General features: G+C 72.0%; 18 protein-coding genes. 10 read left to right on the plus strand and 8 right to left on the minus strand.

Annotated features, from left to right (window positions below; genetic code table 11):
* Positions 1-187: 187 nt before the first annotated feature.
* Positions 188-904: a UMP kinase gene (gene pyrH / locus AB0I67_RS31265; RefSeq protein WP_357930709.1), complete on the minus strand. Its 717-nt coding sequence runs from the start codon at positions 902-904 to the stop codon at positions 188-190.
* Between the two features lie 144 nt (positions 905-1,048).
* The gene (locus AB0I67_RS31270) at positions 1,049-1,597 is read right to left on the minus strand and encodes a GNAT family N-acetyltransferase (RefSeq protein WP_357930712.1); all 549 of its coding nucleotides are present in this window, start codon (positions 1,595-1,597) and stop codon (positions 1,049-1,051) included.
* 177 nt (positions 1,598-1,774) lie between these two features.
* Between AB0I67_RS31270 and AB0I67_RS31275 the strand changes: the two genes are divergently transcribed.
* The 5 genes from AB0I67_RS31275 (at position 1,775) to AB0I67_RS31295 (ending at position 5,130) form a co-directional block, all read left to right on the plus strand.
* Positions 1,775-2,389, plus strand: coding sequence for a helix-turn-helix domain-containing protein (locus AB0I67_RS31275; protein ID WP_357930715.1), 615 nt, complete (start codon positions 1,775-1,777; stop codon positions 2,387-2,389).
* Positions 2,390-2,471: 82 nt separating this feature from the next.
* Positions 2,472-3,755, plus strand: coding sequence for a glycosyltransferase (locus AB0I67_RS31280; protein WP_357930716.1), 1,284 nt, complete (start codon positions 2,472-2,474; stop codon positions 3,753-3,755).
* Between the two features lie 42 nt (positions 3,756-3,797).
* A complete protein-coding gene (locus tag AB0I67_RS31285; RefSeq protein WP_357930718.1) occupies positions 3,798-4,238 on the plus strand; it encodes a VOC family protein in 441 nt (146 codons plus the stop codon).
* A 32-nt stretch (positions 4,239-4,270) separates the two neighbouring features.
* Complete coding sequence (locus AB0I67_RS31290) at positions 4,271-4,714, plus strand: MarR family transcriptional regulator (protein WP_357930720.1); 444 nt, start codon at positions 4,271-4,273, stop codon at positions 4,712-4,714.
* On the plus strand, positions 4,711-5,130 hold the full coding sequence (locus AB0I67_RS31295) for a hypothetical protein (RefSeq protein WP_357930722.1): 420 nt from the start codon (positions 4,711-4,713) through the stop codon (positions 5,128-5,130). The genes AB0I67_RS31290 and AB0I67_RS31295 overlap by 4 nt, the downstream gene beginning before the upstream one ends.
* Here the strand turns inward: AB0I67_RS31295 and AB0I67_RS31300 are convergent.
* From AB0I67_RS31300 to AB0I67_RS31320, 5 genes are all read right to left on the minus strand, one after another.
* The gene (locus AB0I67_RS31300; protein WP_357930725.1) at positions 5,115-5,759 is read right to left on the minus strand and encodes a hemolysin III family protein; all 645 of its coding nucleotides are present in this window, start codon (positions 5,757-5,759) and stop codon (positions 5,115-5,117) included. The genes AB0I67_RS31295 and AB0I67_RS31300 overlap by 16 nt on opposite strands.
* A 67-nt stretch (positions 5,760-5,826) precedes the next feature.
* Positions 5,827-7,425 (minus strand): histidine kinase dimerization/phosphoacceptor domain-containing protein, encoded by a 1,599-nt coding sequence (locus AB0I67_RS31305; RefSeq protein WP_357930728.1) that lies wholly within the window; start codon positions 7,423-7,425, stop codon positions 5,827-5,829.
* Positions 7,426-7,492: 67 nt separating this feature from the next.
* Positions 7,493-9,259 (minus strand): ABC transporter ATP-binding protein, encoded by a 1,767-nt coding sequence (locus AB0I67_RS31310; RefSeq protein ID WP_357930730.1) that lies wholly within the window; start codon positions 9,257-9,259, stop codon positions 7,493-7,495.
* Position 9,260: 1 nt separating this feature from the next.
* The gene (locus AB0I67_RS31315; protein WP_357930733.1) at positions 9,261-10,946 is read right to left on the minus strand and encodes an ABC transporter ATP-binding protein; all 1,686 of its coding nucleotides are present in this window, start codon (positions 10,944-10,946) and stop codon (positions 9,261-9,263) included.
* A 40-nt stretch (positions 10,947-10,986) separates the two neighbouring features.
* Positions 10,987-12,147 carry an MFS transporter gene (locus AB0I67_RS31320; RefSeq protein WP_357930734.1) on the minus strand — a complete coding sequence of 387 codons (1,161 nt, stop codon included), beginning with the start codon at positions 12,145-12,147 and terminating at the stop codon, positions 10,987-10,989.
* Between the two features lie 46 nt (positions 12,148-12,193).
* On the opposite strand from AB0I67_RS31320, the gene AB0I67_RS31325 reads away from it, so the two are divergent.
* The 5 genes from AB0I67_RS31325 to AB0I67_RS31345 are packed head-to-tail and all read left to right on the plus strand — an operon-like array spanning position 12,194 to position 19,102.
* On the plus strand, positions 12,194-15,721 hold the full coding sequence (locus tag AB0I67_RS31325) for a nitrate reductase subunit alpha (RefSeq protein WP_357930735.1): 3,528 nt from the start codon (positions 12,194-12,196) through the stop codon (positions 15,719-15,721).
* Positions 15,721-17,220, plus strand: coding sequence for a nitrate reductase subunit beta (narH, locus tag AB0I67_RS31330; RefSeq protein ID WP_357930738.1), 1,500 nt, complete (start codon positions 15,721-15,723; stop codon positions 17,218-17,220). The genes AB0I67_RS31325 and narH overlap by 1 nt, the downstream gene beginning before the upstream one ends.
* Complete coding sequence (narJ, locus tag AB0I67_RS31335; RefSeq protein WP_357930741.1) at positions 17,217-17,768, plus strand: nitrate reductase molybdenum cofactor assembly chaperone; 552 nt, start codon at positions 17,217-17,219, stop codon at positions 17,766-17,768. Before narH ends, narJ begins: the two co-directional genes overlap by 4 nt.
* Positions 17,765-18,442: a respiratory nitrate reductase subunit gamma gene (narI, locus tag AB0I67_RS31340; RefSeq protein ID WP_357930744.1), complete on the plus strand. Its 678-nt coding sequence runs from the start codon at positions 17,765-17,767 to the stop codon at positions 18,440-18,442. Before narJ ends, narI begins: the two co-directional genes overlap by 4 nt.
* A 6-nt stretch (positions 18,443-18,448) precedes the next feature.
* The gene (locus tag AB0I67_RS31345; RefSeq protein WP_357930747.1) at positions 18,449-19,102 is read left to right on the plus strand and encodes a phosphotransferase; all 654 of its coding nucleotides are present in this window, start codon (positions 18,449-18,451) and stop codon (positions 19,100-19,102) included.
* Here the strand turns inward: AB0I67_RS31345 and AB0I67_RS31350 are convergent.
* Positions 19,077-20,219: an FAD-binding oxidoreductase gene (locus AB0I67_RS31350; protein ID WP_357930750.1), complete on the minus strand. Its 1,143-nt coding sequence runs from the start codon at positions 20,217-20,219 to the stop codon at positions 19,077-19,079. The two genes, AB0I67_RS31345 and AB0I67_RS31350, sit on opposite strands and share 26 nt — an antisense overlap.
* Between the last annotated feature and the right edge of the window lie 71 nt (positions 20,220-20,290).

The following is a 20,290-nucleotide window of genomic DNA, read 5'->3' on the forward strand; positions in this document are numbered from 1 at the left end:
TGCGAGGGGCCTCCCGGCCCCTCGCACTCCCCGGGCGTGGGGCGACTTCATCAGGACGAGGGAGCGCCTTGGGCTCGCTTGAGTCCCAGAGGGCTGGGCCCGCACTGCGGGGCTTCGCTGAAGGCTGGGCCTGCCCATCGAGCGGGCGGGTGGGCACGTGGACCTGATCGCGGATCGCTCGCGGTGGCTAGGCCGCTGGGGTGGCCGGATCGCGGGTGATCCTGGTGCCGATGTCCTCGCCCTGGCAGATCGCCTTCATGGCGCCCCTAGCCGCCACGTCGAACACGTGCATGAGGAGACCCTGCTCGTTGGCGAGGACGAAGGCGCTCTCGTCCATGACCCTCACCCCGGCGGCCAGGGCCTCTCGGTAGGTGAGGTGGGTGTACCGCTGGGCGGTCGGGTTCACGTTCGGGTCGCTGTCGTAGACGCCGTCGACGCCACGCTTGGCCACCAGTAGGGCGTCCGCTTCGAGTTCCAGGGCTCGTTGTACGGCGGGATAGTCCGTGGTGACGTACGGCTGGCCGATGCCGCCGGCGAGCAGGACGATCAGCCCGCGGCGGAGGTGCCCGTCGGCGCGAAGGCGGATGAAGGGCTCCGCGACGCTCTGCATGGGCACGGCCGTCATCACCCGCACGTCTGTCTGGGAGCGGGCGGTGAGCACTCCACGGAGCATCAGCGCGTTCATCACCGTGCCGAGCATGCCGATGTTGTCGGCTTCGGCTCGGCCGATGCCCCAGCCTTCGGCCATCCGGCCGCGGAAGTAGTTGCCGCCGCCGATGACCACCGCGACCTCTACGCCCAGGTCGCTGACGGAGAGGATCTCCTCGGCCAGTTGGGCGAGGCTTGCCGGGTCGGTCCCCCAACCGGCTTCTCCGGCGAGTGCTTCGCCGCTGAGCTTGACCACGACTCGTGAGTAACGACCCATCCCGTTCCCTTCACGGCCGCGCCCTTGGCGACCTGATCAAGCCTATGAGGCGCGTTCTGGCTGGGAAAGGAACCGCGCAGGTCGGCCCGGATACCGCCCGCGGCCTCGGTGAAGGGTCGGCGGTCAGGTGGGCGGGGTGGGAGGCCACCAGACGGCGAACCACTGCTCTGCGCCGTACTCCTCGAAGCGGGCCGTCTCGGTGAAGCCGAGCTTGGCGGCCAGGCGGATGGAGGGGACGTTGGCGGTCTGGGTGGAGAGGACCACCGGCTCGCCGGGGAGGGCGGTGGTGATCCAGGTGAGGGCGGCGGCGCAGGCTTCGGTGGCGTAGCCGTGGCCCCAGGTGTGGGGCAGGAACAGGTAGCCGAGCTCGACCTCGCCGCCGTCCGGTCGGACGTGGCCCGGGCGGTCGGCGGGGCGGCGCTTGACGTCGATGATGCCGATCAGCGTGCCGTTGAGGGTGACTGCGAACAGGCCTGGGCGGCGAGGGGGGACGGCGGGGAAGGTGCGCTCGAACTCGTCGCGGGGTTGGGGGCCGCCGATGTAGGTGCCGACCTCGGGTGAGGTGAACAGGTCGATGAGGGGCGCGCGGTCTTGGGCCTCGGGCGCGCGGAGGAGGAGGCGGTCGGTGCTGATCGGGGCGGGTGGCCAGGTGACGGGACCAAGATCACTCATGACGGGGAAACTACCGCATCGCGGGACGGGCGGACGGGGTGAGCACTCGGGACGGCTGACCGGCTCGAAGGGTGTCGGCTCGGGGCCGGAAGGTTGGCGGGCGGGGTGGATGGGTGAGGGGCGGCTCTGCAGAGATTTGGTTTGACCGGTCATTAATTTGAATATAGCGTCTACTCCATGGAAAGGCGTTCGTACCGGATGGGTGCGCGGACTGCGGCGATGGAGGCCACCCGGGAGCGGGTGATGGAGGCGGCTGCCAGGTTGTGGACGCAGCGGTGGTACGACGAGGTGACGCTGCAGCACATCGCCGACGAGGCGGAGGTGTCGGTCCAGACGGTCGTGAACCGGTTCGGCGGGAAGGACGGGCTGGCCGACGCGGTGGCCGAGTGGGTGGCGACGCGGACGGCGGTGGCTCGGCAGGCGCCGGTCGGTGACGTGGCGGCGATCGTGGCGGTGCTGTTCGCCGACTACGAGCGGCAGGGGGAGGCGAACGTGCTGTGGGCGGCACAGGTGGATCGGGTGCCCGCTCTGGGGCGGGCGGCTGTGCAGGCGCGTGGGCAGCATCGGGCCTGGCTGGAGGAGGTCTTCGCCGATCGGCTCCCGGAGGCGGGTCCCGAACGGGAGCATGCGCTGAACCTGCACTACGCCGCCACGGATGTGTACCTGTGGAAGTTGTGGCGGCGTGATCTCGGGCTGTCGCGGGCGGAGGCGGAACGGGCCATGCGCGATCTGCTGACCGGGATCGACCCCCGCCGAGATCGCCGAGCTGCCCCGGACCCGCAAGTCCCCTGAGATCTGCGCGATCCCCCAACCCGCATCCCCAGCCCAAAGACTTCCGAGGTCCACGAGGCCCCGAGATCCCCGGAGAGATCTGATGACGAAGAGTTTCCTGTTTGCCACGTGGGCCGGGGGCGGAGCCGTACCGCCGGTTCTGTCGATCGCCCGGGCGTTGCGGGAGCGCGGGCACACCGTTCGGGTGCTGGCTGATGCCTCGCTGCGGGACGAGGTGGTGGCCGGAGGGCTGGAGCATGTCCCCTGGACTACCGCGCCGCAGGGGGATGCCAGCGATCCGGCCAAGGATGTGATCAAGGACTTTGAGGCACGGACCCCGCTGGGTGCGTTCGCGCGGTTGAGGGATCGGATCGTCTGCGGTCCTGCGATCGACTATGCGAGGGACACGCTGGCCGAGTTGCGGGCCCGGCCGGCGGATGTGCTGGTGGCTGAGCACATGCTGCTCGGCGTTTTCACCGGGGGCGAGGCGGCGGGGATTCCGCTGGTGTCGTTGGTGACCACGATCTATCCGCTGCCCACGCCGGGGGCGCCGCCGCCCGGGCTGGGGTTGCGGCCGGGCCGGGGCGCGGTGGGGCGGCTGCGGGATCGGGCGCTGGGGCGGATGATGGCCAAGCCGTGGGCGAAGGGGCTGAAGGCGCTCAATGCCGCACGCACCGCGCACGGGCTGGTGCCGGTGGAGTCGGTGATCGACGCCTTCGAGCGGGTGGATCGGGTGCTGGTGTTGTCTCCGCGGGCGCTCGACTACCCGAGCAGGGAGTTTCCCGCTCAGCTGCGGCATGTGGGGGCGCGGCTGGATGATCCGGCCTGGGCCGGGGAACTGGAGTTGCCCGAGGGGGATGCGCCGCTGGTGCTGGTGGGCCTGAGCTCGTCGTACATGAATCAGCGCGCCCGGCTGGAGCGGATCGCCGAGGCTCTGGGGACGCTGCCGGTGCGGGGGCTGTTGACCACTGGACCGGCGGTGGATCCGGCTACGGTGCGGGCGCCTGGGAATGTGACGGTCGTTGCGAGGGCGCCGCACAGTCTGGCGTTGCGGCACGCTGCGGTGACCGTCACGCATGCCGGTCATGGGACGGCTGTGAAGTCGTTGGCCGCGGGGGTGCCGTTGGTCTGCGTGCCGCTCGGGCGTGATCAGCCGGAGGTGGCCCGGCACGTCGAGCTCGCCGGTGCTGGGGTCACGGTGAGCAAGAACGCGTCGGCCGAGGCGATTGCCCAGGCTGTGGATCGGGTGCTGAACGAACCGTCCTACCGCAGGGAGGCCGGGCGGCTGGCGGGTGAGATCGCCGCCGAGGCCGCGACCGACCAGGCGGTTGCCGAACTGGAGGCGCTCACCAGCGGGCACCGGCAACGGACTGTCGGGTTTAGCTGAGGCCCTCGGGAGCAGGAGCGGGGCGAGGGCAAGGGGGTTCGGATGGCTGATTCAAGCGGCGGGCTGAGGTTGTGCCAGGTGGTGCTGGACGGCACCGATGCCAGGGCCCTGGCGGAGTTCTATCGGGTGTTGCTGGGGCTGGAGTACCGGCCCGGGGATGAGCCGCCGGAGGCGGGGGGCGATGACGAGCGGGGGCGGTCCTGGCTGGTGCTGAGGACGCCTGAGGGCGCGTCCCTCCTGGCCTTTCAGCAGGTCGATCGGCAGCCACGGACGACGTGGCCCGAGCAGGACATCCCGCAGCAACTGCACCTGGACATGACCGTGCCGTCGGTGGAGGCACTGGAGGCGCAGCACGAACGGATCCTGGGGCTCGGGGCGCGGCTGTTGCTGGACCGGATGGATGACGAGGAGGAGCCGTTGCGGGTGTATGCCGACCCCGCCGGGCATCCTTTCTGCGTCTTCTTCTCCAAGCGTTCCACGTAGTGAGATACTACGATTTCGGATAATCTGAAATCGTGACAGATGAGACCTGGTCGGCGTTGCTGGCACTGCAACGGGCGACTCATGCCACCCTGCACCTCCTGGCCGCCGAACTCGCCGGGCTGGGATTGAGTGCGTCGGAGATGAACGTGCTGGCGAACCTGGCCGATGGGCGGGCGCGGACGATCCGCGAGCTGGGGGTGGCGGCGGGCACTCGGCCGACGACGCTCACCAGCGTGCTCGACCGGCTGGAGCGCCGGGAGCTGCTGGCGCGGGGTCCTCGTCCCGGTGATCGGCGGGCGGTCGAGGTGAGGCTGACCGCGGCGGGGCGGGAGGCGGCCGCGACCATCCGGAGGGCGATCTCCGGGTTGGAGGAGCGGGCGCTCGGCGGGTTCTCCGAGGAGGCGGTCGCCGGGTTGCGGGAGGGGCTTCAGGCGCTCGCCGAGGGCGGCGATCACCGAAGGAGGGGGCCGGGATGACGGCGTTCGACGAGTTGATGGCCGAGGTGATGCGGGGTGCCGCCCGGTTCGGGCATCGGGAGCATGTGCACCTGACCTGGCTTGCCGTACGGCGGTGCGGGACCGAGGCGGCGGTCGGGCTGGTGAGTGACGGCATCCGGCAGACCGCGAGGTACGCGGGCGCGCCGCAGAAGTACCACGCGACGATGAGCCGGGCCTGGGTGGAGCTGGTGGGATACCACGTCGCCGAGGGCGAGGAGTTCGCGGAGTTCGTGGGCCGGAACCCCGCACTGCTGGACAAGCGGCTGCTGGGGAGGTTCTACCGCTCTACGACGTTGGCCGCGCCGCGGGCGAGGAGCGGGTGGGTGGAGCCTGACCTCGCGCCCTTCCCCTGGACCATGGCCGAACGACCGGCCGGAAGTCAGGCGGCCGAGTAGACGACGAACGAGATCGCCACGTACTGCACGACATACGCGGCCACCGTCAGCGCGTGGAAGACCTCGTGGAAGCCGAACCACCGAGGCGACGGGTCCGGGCGGCGCAAGCCGTACACCAGGCCACCGGCGGTGTAGAGCAGGCCGCCGATGACGACGAGGACCAGCGCGGCCGCCCCGGCCCCGTCCATGAGCTGCGGGAGCACGAAGGCGGCGACCCAGCCGAGGCCGATGTAGAGGGCCGTGGAGAGCCAGCGGGGCGCGTCCACCCAGAAGATCTTGAACAGCACCCCGGCCAGCGCGCCCACCCAGATGACGGTGAGCACCAGCAGCCTGGGCAGGCCGTCGAGGGCGAGCAGGGCGAAGGGGGTGTAGGTGCCGGCGATGATCAGGTAGATGTTCGCGTGGTCGAAGCGGCGCAGCACCTCCGCCACCCGGGGCGACAGCTTGCCGCGGTGATAGGTGGCCGAGACGCCGAAGAGCAGGGCCGAGGTGATCGCGTAGACCGTCGCGGCCAGTCGTGCCTCGACCGTCGGGCCGAGGGCGACCAGGACGAACCCGGCCACCAGCGCGGCGGGCAGCGCGCCGGCGTGGAGCCAGCCCCGGAGGCGGGGCTTTTCGAGGACCGTCATACAACCTACGGTAGCGTAAGTTACGTCGCCGTAGGTTGTTGTGCTCGTCACACCGGGATCACCGAGTTCAGTCGGGGTCGCCGGGGCGCAGGTCGTGGACGAGGTCGCGGATCTCCTCCGTGACCGCGTCCATGCCGAGCCGCAGGTCGCCCAGCAACCGATCCGCGCGGTCCGGGGAGCCGTCCAGGGAGTGCCGCGCCGAGTCGAGGGCCAGGGCCATGCCGGTCAATCGGCTGCCCAGGCCGTCGCGCAGGTCACGGTGGAGCCGCCGCCGCTCCTCCTCGGCCACCCCCGCCGCCCGTTCGCGGGTGCGGCGCAGGTCTTCGGCCAGCCGTACGGCATGCGCGGCATCGGCCACGATCGGCACCAGCGCTCCCAGCATGCGCCGCTCGTAGGCCCGGGGGAAGCGCCGCACGCCGGGCGCACCGAGCAGGAGCGTGCCGACCCGGTGCCCGTGCCAGACCAGCGGGATCTCCCGGGCCGTCCCGCCCAGGTCGCCCCGGGTCGGCCCGGCGTCCGGGGATCCGGCGCCGAGGTCGACCGCGGCGCCGCGGACCGCCAGGCCGTTCATGACCGCCTCGACGGCGGCCCCCAGCGCATCGGCCGGACCGGCATGCTGGATCTGGTCCCGCAGGGCCCGCGCGTGGGTCTGCGGATCGCCGCTGCGGCCGTACAGGAGGCGGTCGAGCCGCCGCTGGATGCCCCGCTGGACCGGACGGAAGAAGCTGCCCGCCACGACGGCCGTGACCACGCCGACCAGCCGGCCGTGGTCGGCCAGGAAGAACCCGGCCAGCGCCGCGGCGCCGAGGTAGGTCGCGGCGACCCCGCCCACCAGGACGCCGCCGATGACCGCCCGGCCGACCAGGGTGTCGATCGCGTAGAGGCGGTACCGGGTGATCGCCAGCAGCACGGCCAGCGGGATGGCCGGCGCGCCGTCCACGAGGGCGAAGCCGCCCCAGCGGGTCAGCTCCCAGGCCACCGTGCACAGGTTCTCGATCAGTACGGCGAGCAGGAACCAGCCGATCTGCCGCCGCCCGTCCGGCTCGGCCCGCCGGAACCGCAGGAGCAGGAGGCCCACGCCGCCCCAGGTCAGGACGGCCCGGACCGGCTCACCCCACTCGACCATCCCCGCCGCCAGCGCCTCGGCCTGCGGCAGGCCCCACGGGTTGGCCGGGACGGAGGGCGAGGCGGCCGGTTGCACGACCCGGGCCAGCCAGCCGGCCGCGAACCAGGCGGTCAGGCCCAGGTAGAGCCACCGCCAGCCCCGCTCGCCGAGCCGCCGGTCCGGGTAGACCAGCGGCAGCAGCACGAGCGCGAGGTGGCCGGCCTGCCGGAAGAACGCGCGGGTGACCCTGACCAGGTGGTAGCCGCCGGGCTCGTCCCCGAAGGACGGGAAGTTCTGCAGCACGATCACGAAGGCCAGCCCCGCCGACGACACCCCGGCGGCCAGCAGGAGCCACCCGGCGGCCAGGCGAGGCCGGCGGACCACCACGACGGTTCCGAGCAGCGTGGCGATCAGGGCGAACAGCAGCACGCTGGGGTTCATCAGGACGGACACCTGCGACGCCGTCCACAGGACGAGCGGGTAGCCCGCCAGCACCGCGAGGCAGAGCCCGCACAGGCCCGCCGCGATCAGCCGGGCCGTACGGTCGTGAAATTTCGCCATTGATCCCCCGGAAGGGGATTGTGAGCCACCGCGGCCCGGCCGGCAACTGCTGGCCGAGCCGCAGCGACTACTGGCTCACCCGGTCGAGCGCCGCCGGGCTGCCGTGCCAGCTCTCCCACAACGCCGCGTACGGCCCGCCGGCCGCGACGAGCTCGTCGTGCGAGCCCAGCTCGCTGATCCGCCCGTCCTCCACCACGGCCACCCGGTCGGCGTCGTGCGCGGTGTAGAGCCGGTGCGCGATCGCGATGACCGTGCGCCCCTCCAGCACCGCCGCCAGGGACCGCTCCAGGTTGCGCGCCGCCCGCGGGTCGATGAGCGAGGTGGCCTCGTCCAGGACCAGCGTGTGCGGGTCGGCCAGGACCAGCCGGGCCAGCGCGAGCTGCTGGGCGTGCGCGGGCGAGACGTCCGTGCCGCCGGAGCCGACCGCGGTGTCGAGGCCGTCGGGCAGGGCGAGCACCCAGTCGAGCGCGTCCACCGCGCCGAGCGCCGCCAGGATCCGCTCGTCGTCGGCCGAGGGGTCGGCGATGAGCAGGTTCTCCCGGAGCGTGCCCTTGAACAGGTGGTGTTCCTGGGTGACCAGCGCGACGTGGCCGCGCAGCTCGTCCAGGGGCAGCTCGACCAGGGGCACGCCGCCGACGGTGACCGAGCCCGAGCGTGGGCCGTGGATGCCGGCCAGCAGGCGGCCGAGCGTCGACTTGCCCGCGCCGGACGGGCCGACCATGGCCAGCCGCTCGCCGGGCGCGATCCGCAGCGAGACGTCATGGAGCACGTCGCGGCCCTCGCGGTAGGCGTAACGGACGTGCTCGGCGGCCAGTTCCTCACCGGCCGGCCGCTCGTCGCCCGGCACCCGGTCGTCGCGGACGGTGGCGACGCCGAGCAGCCGGGACATGGCCGCGCCGCCGACCTGGAGCTCGTCGATCCACATCAGGAAGCGGTCGAGCGGGTCGATGAGCTGCTGCACGTAGATCATCGCTGTGGTGACCTGGGCGATCGTGGCGAGGTCCGAGCTGTACAGCAGGCCGCCGACCAGCAGCGTGGACACGATCGGGATCACGTAGCCGAGCTCCACCGACGGGAACCAGAGCGTGCGCAGCCCGAGCGTGTACCGCTCGGCCGCCCACGAGCCGGCGATGTCGGCGTCGGTACGGCGGTGCCGCCGCTCCTGGAGGCCGAGCGCCTCGACCGCGCGGGCGCCCTCGACCGTCTCGGTCAGGCCCTCGGTCATCACCGAGTAGGCGGCGTTCTCGCGCAGGTAGCCGTCGCGGGCCCGCTTCAGGTACCACCGCGTGGAGAACCACAGGATCGGCGCGGCCAGCAGCATCGGCGCCGCCAGCAGCGGGCCGACCAGGACCAGCGCGCCGACGCTGATGGTGAAGGTGACCAGCGAGATCAACGTCTCCGGTACGGCATGCCGTACCGTCCGGGACAGGGAGTCGACGTCCCGCGAGGTGCGCGTGATGAGGTCGCCGGACCCGGCCCGCTCCACGGTGGACAGCGGCAGCGCGAGGATGCGCTCGACGAACTCCTCCCGCAGCTCGGCCAGCACCTTCTCGCCGAGCTTGGCCGAGGCCAGCGCGGCGTAACGCACCAGCACGGCCTGGCCGACGAAGAAGGCGCCGATGGACAGCGCCACCACCGCGATCCGCACCGGCAGGCCCGACTCGACGTCCTGGACCAGCCCGCCGAGCAGCCAGGGGGCGCCGAGGCCGGCGACGGCGGCCAGGCCGTGCAGCAGCAGCGCCACGGTCAGCTCGCGCGGGTACTTCAGGGTCAGCCGCCGGGCGTAGGCGCGTACCTGGGCCTGGTCGGCGACCGGGAGCAGCGTCTTGGCCATCTCAGTCCTCCCCTCGGGTCACGGTCCCGGCGTAGGCCGGGGATGCGGCCAGGAGCTCCCGGTGGGGGCCCTCGGCCTGGACGGCGCCGTCCTCGACGTAGATCACGTGATCGGTGCGGTCGAGCACGAGCGGGCTGGTCGTGCAGACCAGCGTGGTCTTGCCGGCGCGGGCCTTGGCCAGCCGGTCGGCGATGCGTGCCTCGCTGTGGGCGTCCACGGCGCTGGTCGGTTCGACCAGGATGAGCACCTCCGGGTCGGTGATCAGCGCGCGGGCCAGGCGCAACCGCTGCTGCTGGCCGCCGGAGAACTCGCGGCCGGCCTCGGCCACGTGCGCGTCGAGGCCGTCGGGCAGCGACTCGACGATGTCCTCGGCGCAGGCGGCGTGGAGCGCCTCGGCCACCGCCTCGTCGGAGGCGCCGGCCACGTCGAGCTCGTCGCGCAGCCGCCCGGTGAACAGCCGCGCGGCGTTGTCGGCGACCAGGATGCGCGAGCGCACCTCGGCCACCGGCAGCGAGGCCAGCGGCACCCCGCCGAAGCGGACCTGGCCCTCGGCGTAGCGGCCGAGCCGGTCGGCGATCTCGGCGGCCTGCTCGGGCGTCGAGGCGGTCAGCGCGGTGAACGTGCCCGGCCGCACCCGTACGCCGGAGGCCTCGTCGTGCAGCTCACCGCCGGGCGAGCCGCCGTCGCCGCCGCTGACCTCGGGCTCGATGGCCAGGATGCGGATCACCCGCTTGGCCGCCACGTGTCCCTTGGTCAGCTTGTCGGCCGCCTCGATCAGCGTGCGCATGGGCGCGATGAGGAAGACGGCGTAGGTGTAGAAGGCGACGAGCTGGCCGGCGGAGATGCGGTGGTCGACCGCGAAGCTGGCGCCGATGGCCGTGACCGCCGCGATCAGCAGGCCGGGCAGCAGGATCTGCACGCCTTCGAGCAGCGACTCGACCCGGACCACCCGCACGCCCGCCTGCCGTACCTGCTGGGACTCCAGGCGGTAGCGCTCGGCGAAGACGCGCTCGCCGCCGATGCCGCGCAGCACGCGCAGGCCCGCGACGATGTCGGCCGCCCGGGTGGACAGCTCGCCCTGCAGCTCGCGTTGCTCGCGCTGGCGCCGGTGCAGGGGCTTCAGCAGCGGGCCGACGACGGCCGACATCAGCGGCACGCCGATCAGGACCAGCAGGCCCAGCTCCCACGCGGTGGAGAGCATGATCGCGGCGATGGTGGCGATGGCGACGACGGAGCCGGTGCCGCGCAGCAGGATGTCCATCGCGTTGCCGATGTGCGCGATGTCGGAGTTGCCGACGCTCACCACCTCGCCGGTGGACAGCCGCTTGGGCAGGGTCGCGCCCAGCCTGGTCGCCTGCCGGGCGGTCACCTGGACCGTGCGGTAGGCCGCCGACAGCCAGTTGAAGACCGCCATCCGGTGCCGCATGACGCCGGAGAAGGCCTGGAGCAGTCCCAGCCCGAACAGCACGGCCGACCAGGCGAGCAGCGTGCCGGTCTCCTTGCCGCGGACGGCGTCGATGCCCTTGCCGAGCACAGTCGGGACCAGCGACTGGGCCAGCCACCAGACCACCGCGAACCCGATGCCGGCCCACAGCGGGGCAGCCTGACGGCGCGCGTTCCACCACAGGTAGCGGAGTGGACTGCGGACGTCAGGCGTGCCGGGATCGGCTTCGGGGAGAGGGCGCATAGGGCGTCAAGACTGGCAAACAGCCGCCTGACCAGGCAAATCATTTTCGGCCGCGAGCGGGCCTGAACGCGCGGGCGGTGTAGAGCAGGGCGGCCAGCGCGGTGAGGGCGAGCAGCAGGTAGCCGGCCGTGTAGGCCCCGGTCGTCTCGTAGACCGCGCCCATGACGAGCGGCGGGAAGTAGCCGCCGAGCCCGCCGGCCGCGCCGACCAGACCGGTCACCGTGCCCACCCGCGAGGCCTCGACGAGCTGGGCGACGAGGGCGAAGACGCCGCCGGTGCCGAGGCCGAGGAAGAAGGCCATGAGCACGAAGCTGACCCCGGCCGGCACCTCCAGCGGCGGGTTGAGGCAGAGCACGACCGCCAGGACCGCGGCACCGGCGAAGGCGGTCAGCAGCACCTTCACCGGCCCGACCCGGTCGGAGAGGATGCCGCCGAGCGGCCGGGCGACGACCGCGGCGATGGAGAAGCCGGCCGTCCGCAGCCCGGCCTCGGTCTGGGCGAACTCGTAGACGTTCTGCAGCAGCGTCGGCAGGTAGGTGGAGAAGGCGACGAACCCGCCGAAGGCCACCGCGTAGAGGAAGGCGCACTGCCAGGCGGCCTTGATCTTCGTCGCCTCCCGCATGCGCGGCAGCGCGGGCTCGGTGGAGGGCCGCCAGGAGGGCGCGTCGCGGCTGAACAGCAGCATGATCACGCCCATCACGGCGAGCGCGACCGCCATGAGCACGTGCGTCGTCCCCCGGCCGAGCGACTCGACCAGGCGTGGGGTGAGGAAGGCCGACAGCGCGGTGCCGCCCATGCCCGCGCCGAAGACGCCGGTGGCGAAGCCGCGCCGGGCCGGTTCGTACCAGGCGTTGACGAACGGCACGCCGACCGCGAAGGAGGTGCCGCCGACGCCCAGCACGAAGCCCCAGAACAACAACGCGGGATAGGAGCCCGACCAGCCGACGAAGAGCACCGGGATGATCGTCGCGAAGCAGATCACCGCGAACATGACCCGCCCGCCGAACCGGTCGGCCAGCACCCCGACCGGGATCCGGCCCAGCGAGCCGACCAGCACCGGGATGGCGACCAGCAGCGAGGTCTGGGTGGCCGACAGGCCGAGCAGCTTGTCGTAGCTGCCGGACAGCGGCCCGATCAGGTTCCACGCCCAGAACGTGACGGCAAAGGCCACCGTGGCCAGGGTCAAGTTTCGCGCCTGCATATCACCCTGTGTAGCAGATAGTTACTGAATGTGATGAAGTGGGCCCATGGCTAGCGCTGAAGAGCTGCTTCTCAAGACCGGCCGGTTCTTCCGCCGGACGGTCACCGGCGACGACCTGCGGACGGTCTACCTCGCCGGAGGCCGGGAGGGCGACGCCTTCTACCGCGACCGCTGGAGTCACGACAAGGTGGTGCGCTCCACCCACGGGGTGAACTGCACCGGTTCGTGCTCGTGGAAGGTGTACGTCAAGGACGGCATCATCACCTGGGAGACGCAGCAGACCGACTACCCCAGCGTCGGGCCCGACCGCCCCGAGTACGAGCCGCGCGGCTGCCCGCGCGGGGCGGCCTTCTCCTGGTACACCTACTCGCCGACCCGCATCCGCTTCCCCTACGCCCGCGGCGTGCTGGTCGAGATGTACGGCGAGGCCCGGGCCCGCGGCCTCGACCCGGTCGCCGCCTGGGCCGAGATCACCACCGACCCGGCCAAGCGCGAGCGCTACCAGAGCGCCCGCGGCCAGGGCGGCCTGGTCAGGATCACCTGGGAGCAGGCGACCGAGCTAGTCGCCGCCGCGCACGTGCACACCATCAAGGCCTACGGCCCCGACCGGGTGGCCGGCTTCTCCCCGATCCCGGCCATGTCGATGGTCTCGCACGCGGCCGGGTCCCGCTTCCTGTCGCTGATCGGCGGCACGATGCTCTCCTTCTACGACTGGTACGCCGACCTGCCGGTCGCCTCGCCGCAGGTCTTCGGCGACCAGACCGACGTGCCGGAGTCGGCCGACTGGTGGGACGCGGCCTACCTGATCCTGTGGGGTTCCAACGTCCCGGTCACCCGCACGCCGGACGCGCACTGGATGGCCGAGGCCCGTTACCGCGGGCAGAAGGTCGTGGTGGTCGCGCCCGACTACAACGACGCGGCCAAGTTCGCCGACGAGTTCCTGGCGGTCGCCCCCGGCATGGACGGCGCGCTGGCCATGGCGATGGGGCACGTGCTGCTCAAGGAGTGCTTCGTCGAGCGCCGGGTGCCGTACTTCGCCGACTACGTGGCCAAGTACACCGACCTGCCGTTCCTGGTCCGGCTGCGCGAGCACGACGGGGCCTACCTGCCGGACAAGTTCCTGACCGCCGCCGACCTGGGCTCGGCCGAGGAGGCCGCGGAGTGGAAGACCGTCTTCCTGGGCCCGGACGGCGAGCCGGTCGTGCCGAACGGCTCGGTCGGCTTCCGCTGGACCGACTCCGGCAAGGGCCGCTGGAACCTCAAGCTCGACACCGACCCGCAGCTCACCCTGTACGGCGGCGCGGCCGGCGAGACGGCCGAGGTACGACTGCCGCGTTTCGACGCCGACGGCGTGCTGAGCCGGGGCGTGCCGGTCCGCCGGGTCGGCGGGCACCTGGTGACGACCGTCTTCGACCTCATGCTCGCCCAGTACGGCGTGCGCCGCGACCACCTGCCGGGCCGCTGGCCCGAGGGCTACGACGACGCGGCCGAGCCGTACACGCCGGCCTGGCAGGAGCCGATCAGCGGCGTGCCCGCCGCCCGGGCCATCAAGATCGCCCGGGAGTTCGCGCAGACCGCGGAGAAGACGCGCGGCCGATGCATGATCGTGCTCGGCGCCGGGACCACCCAGTGGTTCCACGGCGACACGATCTACCGCGCGTTCCTGTCGCTGCTGCTGCTCACCGGCTGCCAGGGCCGCAACGGCGGCGGCTGGGCGCACTACGTCGGCCAGGAGAAGTGCCGCACGCAGACCGGCTGGGCCCAGCTCGCCGGAGCCCTCGACTGGTCGCGGCCGCCCCGGCAGGTGCCGGGCACGCCGTTCTGGTACCTGCACACCGGCCAGTGGCGCTACGACCGGTTCGACGCCGGGGACCTGGCCTCCCCGCTCGGGCCGGGCGAGTTCGCCGGCAAGCGCACGGTGGACCTGGTCGCCGAGGCGGTGCGCAACGGCTGGATGCCGATGGCGCCCGCCTTCGACCGCAACCCGCTGGAGCTCGGCGAGCACGCCGACCCGATCGAGCACACCCGGCGCGAACTGCGCGAGGGCCGGCTGCGGTACGCGGTGGAAGCGCCGGACGAGCCGCGCAACTGGCCCCGGGTGCTGACCGTCTGGCGCTCCAACCTGCTGGGCTCCTCGGCCAAGGGCAACGAGTACTTCCTGCACCACCTGCTCGGCACCGGCTCCAACCTGCCCGACCCCGACCCGGATGGCGCGCGCGGCAAGCTGGATCTGCTGCTCACGCTGGACTTCCGGATGACCTCGACGACGCTCTTCTCCGACGTCGTGCTGCCCGCCGCGACCTGGTACGAGAAGCACGACCTGTCGACGACCGACATGCACCCGTTCATCCACGCCTTCAACCCGGCGATCGACCCGCCCTGGGAGACCAGGAGCGACTTCACCGCCTTCCACGCCATCGCCCGCGCCTTCAGCACGCTGGCCGCCAAGCACCTCGGGGTGCGCAAGGACGTGGTCTGCCTGCCGTACCAGCACGACACCCCGGGCGAGACGGCCCAGCCGGGCGGGCGGGCGCCCACCGGTCCGGTGGAGCCGAACCTGGCGGTCGTCGAGCGCGACTACGGAGCCGTGGCGGCGAAGATGGCCACGCTCGGGCCGCTCGCCGAACGCCTGGGGCTCCCGGTCAAGAGGGTGACCTTCGACCCGCGGGAGGAGATCGGCTGGCTGGCGCAGCGCTGCGGCACCGACGAGGCGGGCCGGCCGCTGCTCGACACCGAGGCCAAGGCCTGCGAGGCGATCCTGGCGCTGTCCGGCAGCAGCAACGGGCGGCTGGCCGCGCAGGGCTTCCGCCAACTGCAGGAACGCACCGGCAGCGACCTGTCCGACGTCATGCACGGCGACGTCCGCATCGTCTTCTCCGACACCCAGGCCCGGCCGGTGCACGTCGGCACCAGCCCCGAATGGTCCGGCAAGGAGGCGCACGACCGGCGCTACTCGCCCTTCACCATCAACGTGGAGAACGACAAGCCCTGGCACACCCTGACCGGGCGGATGCACTTCTTCCTCGACCACGACTGGATGCACGAGTACGGCGAGGCCCTGCCGGTCTTCCGCCCGCCGCTCGACGTCGCCGCCTTGTGGGGCGAAGGCGGCCCCGGCCTGCTGACGGTCCGCTACCTCACCCCGCACTCGAAGTGGTCGATCCACTCCGAGTACCAGGACAACCTGATGATGCTGACGCTCAGCCGGGGCGGACCGACGATCTGGATGTCGGTGGAGGACGCGGCGGCCATCGGCGCGGCCGACAACGACTGGATCGAGGCGGTCAACCGCAACGGCGTGGTCGTGGCGCGGGCGGTGGTCTCGCACCGCATGCCGCGCGGCACGGTGTACATGTACCACGCCCAGGAACGGGTGATCGACGTGCCGAAATCGGAGGCGACCGGCCGGCACGGCGGCATCCACAACTCGCTGACCCGCGTGCTGATCAAGCCGACGCACATGATCGGCGGCTACGCGCAGCTCTCCTACGCCTTCAACTACCTCGGCCCGACCGGCAACCAGCGCGACGAGATCACCATGATCCGCCGTCGCGCCCAGGAGGTGGCGTACTGATGCGCGCGATGGCCCAGATCGCCATGGTCATGAACCTGGACAAGTGCATCGGCTGCCACACCTGCTCGGTCACCTGCAAGCAGACGTGGACCAACCGGCCGGGCGTGGAGTACGTCTGGTTCAACAACGTCGAGACCCGCCCCGGCCAGGGCTATCCCCGCCGCTACGAGGACCAGGAACGCTGGCGCGGCGGCTGGGTGGTCGACAACAAGGGCCGGCTCAGGCTGCGGGCCGGCGGGCGCTTCCGCAAGCTGCTGGAGATCTTCGCCAACCCGGTGCTGCCCGGCATCGGTGACTACTACGAGCCCTGGACCTACGACTACGAGACGCTGATCCGCTCGCCGCTCGGCGCCGACACCCCGGTCGCCCAGCCGTACTCGCAGCTCACCGGCGAGCCGACGAAGGTGCGCTGGAGCGCCAACTGGGACGACGACCTGGGCGGCGACCCCTCGCCCGACCCGCTGCTCGGCAAGCTGAACCAGCAGGTCAAGCTCAGCTTCGAGCAGGCGTTCATGTTCTACCTGCCGCGCATCTGCGAGCACTGCCTCAACCCGTCCTGCGTCGCCTCCTGCCCGTCGGGCGCGATGTACAAGCGGGTCGAGGACGGGATCGTCCTGGTCGACCAGGACCGCTGCCGCGGCTGGCGGATGTGCGTGACCGGCTGCCCGTACAAGAAGGTCTACTTCAACCACGGCACCGGCAAGGCCGAGAAGTGCACCTTCTGCTACCCGCGGGTCGAGGTCGGGCTGCCGACGGTCTGCTCGGAGACCTGCGTGGGGCGGCTGCGCTACCTCGGCGTGATGCTCTACGACGCCGACCGCGTCTCGGAGGTGGCCTCGGTCAAGGACGACAAGGAGCTGTACGAGGCGCAGCTCTCGCTCTTCCTCGACCCCGACGACCCGCGGATCACCGGGATCCCGGACGACTGGCTGGAGGCGGCCCGCAGGTCGCCCGTCCGCGACCTGATCACGAAGTACCGCCTGGCGCTCCCGCTGCACCCGGAATACCGGACGCTGCCGATGGTCTGGTACGTCCCGCCGCTCTCCCCGGTCGTGGACGCGCTCGCCACCACCGGACACGACGGCGAGGACGCGGGCAACCTGTTCGCCGCCATCGACGCCCTGCGCATCCCGGTCGACTACCTCGCCGAGCTGTTCACCGCCGGGGACCCCGGCCCGGTCGTGGCCTCGCTGCGCAAGCTGGCCGCGATGCGCGCCCACATGCGCGCGGTCAACCTGGGCGAGGAACCGCCCGACACCGGCCTGCCCGCCGCGGACATCCACGCCATGTACCGGCTGCTCGCCCTGGCCAAGTACGAGGAGCGCTACGTGATCCCCACCGCGTACGGCACCGCACCCGGCGCGGTCGAGGAGATCGGCTGCAGCGTCGGCTACGAGGGGCCCGGCCCGTTCGGCTCGGGCTCCGGCGGGCCGGTGCCGGTCAGCATCGAGAGCTTCCACAGCCTCAAGCGTCGCCAGACCAAGAAGGAGCCGTCATGAACCGGGCCCTGGTCCTGCAGGCCGCCGCGCACCTGCTCGCCTATCCCGACGAGCGGTTCTGGGCGCGGCTGCCGCTCATCAGGGAGGCCGCGCTGCCGTACTTCACCGACTTCATCGGCCGGGCCGAGGAGCTGGGCGCGGGCGAGCTGGCGGCGCACTACGTCGAGACCTTCGACCTGCGGCGGCGCTGCTGCCTCTACCTGACCTACTACACCGACGGCGACACGCGGCGGCGGGGCGAGTCGCTGGCCCGGCTGAAGGGGCGCTACCGGGCGGCCGGCTGGGAGCTCTGCGACGAGCTGCCGGACTACCTGCCGGTCATGCTGGAGTTCGGGGCGCTCGACGCCTCGGGCGAGGCGCTGCTGCGTGAGCACCGGCCGGCGCTGGACCTGCTGGAGCGGTCGCTGACCGAGCTGGGCTCGCCGTACGCGTCGGTGATCGGGCGGATCTGCGCCATCCTGCCGCCGCTGACCGCCGCCGAGCGCAGGACCGCCGAGACGCTGGCCATGAGCGGGCCGCCGGCGGAGTCGGTGGGGGTCTACGGGTGAGCACGCTGCTGTGGGTGATCCTGCCGTACGTCGTCATCGTGGTGCTGGCCGGCGGGCTGGTCTGGCGCTACCGCTACGACCGGTTCGGCTGGACCACGCGCTCGTCCGAGCTGTACGAGAGCCGGTTGCTGCGCATCGGGAGCCCGCTGTTCCACTTCGGGCTGATCTTCGTCATCCTCGGGCACGTGCTCGGGCTGCTGATCCCGGAGTCCTGGACCCGGGCGCTGGGCGTGACGGACCCCGCCTATCACGCGGTGGCGCTCGTGGTGGGCGGGATCGCGGGCTTCTGCACGCTGGCCGGGCTGGCGATCCTCATCTACCGGCGGCGCACCACGCGGGCGATCTTCCGGGCGACCACGCGCAACGACAAGCTGATGTTCGTGGTGCTCGTCGCCGCCCTCGTCGCGGGACTGGCGGCCACCGTGCTCAGCACGGTCGACCACTCCACCGACTACCGGCAGAGCGTCTCGCCCTGGTTCAGGAGCGTCTACCTGCTGCAACCGGACGCGGCGGCCATGGAACAGGCCTCGTGGCCGTTCAAGCTGCATGCGCTGATCGGCATGGCGCTGTTCGCGTTGTTCCCGTTCACCCGGCTGGTCCATGCCTTCTCGGCGCCGATCGGGTACTTGTTCCGCCCGTACCTCGTCTACCGGTCCCGCACTGCGAGAAGATAGCTCCTCATGGGGCACCTGCGGCACGGCTACACCAACAGCACATTCGGTGACGGCATGTTCGTCGTCAAGTGTTTCGCCGGCCCCGACGCGCTGACCAGGCTCGACACCGAGCGGGTGATGCTCAGACGCTACCGGGGCCGGCTTCCGGTGCCCAGCGTGGTCAAGGTCAGCGAGACCAGCCTCACCACCCGGTTCGTCACCGGCGAGCACGGCCAGGACCTGCTCGACGACGGCCACGCCGTAGAGGTCCTGCGCGCCTGCGGGAAGCTGCTGCGGCTCATCCAGTCGATGCCGGTGCGTTCCGGCCGGGTGCTGGTCCACGGCGACTTCGGCCCCAACAACCTGCTGCTCGACCCCGAGACCTTCGAGCCGGCGGCCCTGGTCGACTGGGAGTGGGCGCACGCCGGCGACCCGGTCGAGGACCTCGTCTGGTGCGAGTGGATCATTCGCACGCACCATCCTGAGCACGCCTGGGCGCTGCCGGAGTTCTTCGCCGCGTACGGCGGGCCGATCCCCGACTGGCCCGCCCGGCAGGCGGCGATGGTGGCGCGGTGCCAGGAACTGCTCGACTTCTGCACCCGGTGGGAGCCGGGCGGGCCGGGCGAGAAGACCTGGCTGGAGCGGATCGAGGCGGTCACCGGATGGAGTGACCCACGCTGAACAGCTCGGCCGGGTCCCACTCGCGCCGGATGCGGGCCAGCTCGGCGTAGCCGGTGAACGCCTGGGCGGTACGGGTGGTGTCGGCCAGGAAGTTCAGGAACGACCCGCCGGTGGCGTGCGGGCGCAGCGCCTCGGCGACACCCGGCAGCGCCTCGCTGACGATCACCGAGAAGCTCGCGCCGGCCGCCGCGACCGGGCCGGTGTGCTCGGCCATCGCGCCGCCCCAGTGCCGGATCTCGACGGTGGCGTGCTGCCCGGCCTCGGCCGCCGTCTCCAGGACCGCGTCCGGCAGGCCGGTGAAGTACTCCAGCACCCGGGCCGGCGTGCCGCCCATGACCGCCTCGCCGAACGCCATCGGCCGCACGCCCTCGATGCCGGGGTCGGCGCCCACGCTCATGACCTTCAGCTTGGTGCCCTCGGGGGTGACGATCAGCGCGGTGCTCAGGCTGTCCGGCGCCGCCTCGGCCAGCTCGCGGTAGGCCTCCAGGCCCTGGGTGAAGGGCACGATCCCGGCATAGACCAGCGGGACCGGCAGCAGCGCGATCTCCATGCTGACCACCAGGCCGAAGCTGCCGCCGCCGCCCCGCAGCGCCCACAGCAGGTCGGGGTGGTCGTCCGTGCTCACCAGGCGGCCGTCGGCGGTGACGACCTGGGCGCGCAGCAGGTGGTCGGCGGCGAAGCCGTACCGGCGCGACAGCCAGCCCACGCCGCCGCCGAGGGTGAACCCGGCGACGCCGACGTCGCGCGAGGAGCCCGCGGGCGGAGCCAGCCCGTACGGCGCGGCGGCGTCGATGACCTGACCCCACTTCGCGCCCGCGCCCACCCTGGCCACCCGGCGCACCGGGTCGATCTCGACCTCGTCCATCGCGTTGGTCCGGAGCAGCACCGCGCCGTCGGCGGCCACGTGCGTGCCGTGCCCGCTGCCCTGCACGGCCAGCGGCACGCCGAGCTCGCGGGCGGTCAGTACCGCACCACGCACGTCCGCCACGCCCGAAGCGAGCACGATCAGCGCCGGGTGTGCGTCGACGGCCGGGTTGAGCGCCTTGCGCGCCTCGTCGTAGCCCTGCTGACCAGGGAGGATGGTGCCGGTCTCGGAAGCGATCAGGTTCGTCGTCATGGGTCCAACTCTCCTCGGTCAGGGCTCCGCGGACATCCGTGGCGACCACGGATCCACTACGGAAACAGACC

The sequence above is a fragment of the Nonomuraea sp. NPDC050310 genome, assembly GCF_040655795.1.
Taxonomy (GTDB): domain Bacteria; phylum Actinomycetota; class Actinomycetes; order Streptosporangiales; family Streptosporangiaceae; genus Nonomuraea.

Excerpts from the sequence above, each read along its gene's own strand:
- AB0I67_RS31320 (WP_357930734.1), bottom strand. The coding sequence starts at position 12,147 with ATGCAGGCGCGAAACTTGACCCTGGCCACGGTGGCCTTTGCCGTCACG.
- narJ (WP_357930741.1), top strand. The coding sequence starts at position 17,217 with ATGAACCGGGCCCTGGTCCTGCAGGCCGCCGCGCACCTGCTCGCCTAT.
- AB0I67_RS31300 (WP_357930725.1), bottom strand. The coding sequence starts at position 5,759 with ATGACGGTCCTCGAAAAGCCCCGCCTCCGGGGCTGGCTCCACGCCGGC.
- narH (WP_357930738.1), top strand. The coding sequence starts at position 15,721 with ATGCGCGCGATGGCCCAGATCGCCATGGTCATGAACCTGGACAAGTGC.
- AB0I67_RS31350 (WP_357930750.1), bottom strand. The coding sequence starts at position 20,219 with ATGACGACGAACCTGATCGCTTCCGAGACCGGCACCATCCTCCCTGGT.
- AB0I67_RS31305 (WP_357930728.1), bottom strand. The coding sequence starts at position 7,425 with ATGGCGAAATTTCACGACCGTACGGCCCGGCTGATCGCGGCGGGCCTG.
- AB0I67_RS31295 (WP_357930722.1), top strand. The coding sequence starts at position 4,711 with ATGACGGCGTTCGACGAGTTGATGGCCGAGGTGATGCGGGGTGCCGCC.
- AB0I67_RS31310 (WP_357930730.1), bottom strand. The coding sequence starts at position 9,259 with ATGGCCAAGACGCTGCTCCCGGTCGCCGACCAGGCCCAGGTACGCGCC.
- AB0I67_RS31315 (WP_357930733.1), bottom strand. The coding sequence starts at position 10,946 with ATGCGCCCTCTCCCCGAAGCCGATCCCGGCACGCCTGACGTCCGCAGT.
- AB0I67_RS31285 (WP_357930718.1), top strand. The coding sequence starts at position 3,798 with ATGGCTGATTCAAGCGGCGGGCTGAGGTTGTGCCAGGTGGTGCTGGAC.
- AB0I67_RS31275 (WP_357930715.1), top strand. The coding sequence starts at position 1,775 with ATGGAAAGGCGTTCGTACCGGATGGGTGCGCGGACTGCGGCGATGGAG.
- AB0I67_RS31345 (WP_357930747.1), top strand. The coding sequence starts at position 18,449 with ATGGGGCACCTGCGGCACGGCTACACCAACAGCACATTCGGTGACGGC.
- AB0I67_RS31280 (WP_357930716.1), top strand. The coding sequence starts at position 2,472 with ATGACGAAGAGTTTCCTGTTTGCCACGTGGGCCGGGGGCGGAGCCGTA.
- AB0I67_RS31270 (WP_357930712.1), bottom strand. The coding sequence starts at position 1,597 with ATGAGTGATCTTGGTCCCGTCACCTGGCCACCCGCCCCGATCAGCACC.
- AB0I67_RS31325 (WP_357930735.1), top strand. The coding sequence starts at position 12,194 with ATGGCTAGCGCTGAAGAGCTGCTTCTCAAGACCGGCCGGTTCTTCCGC.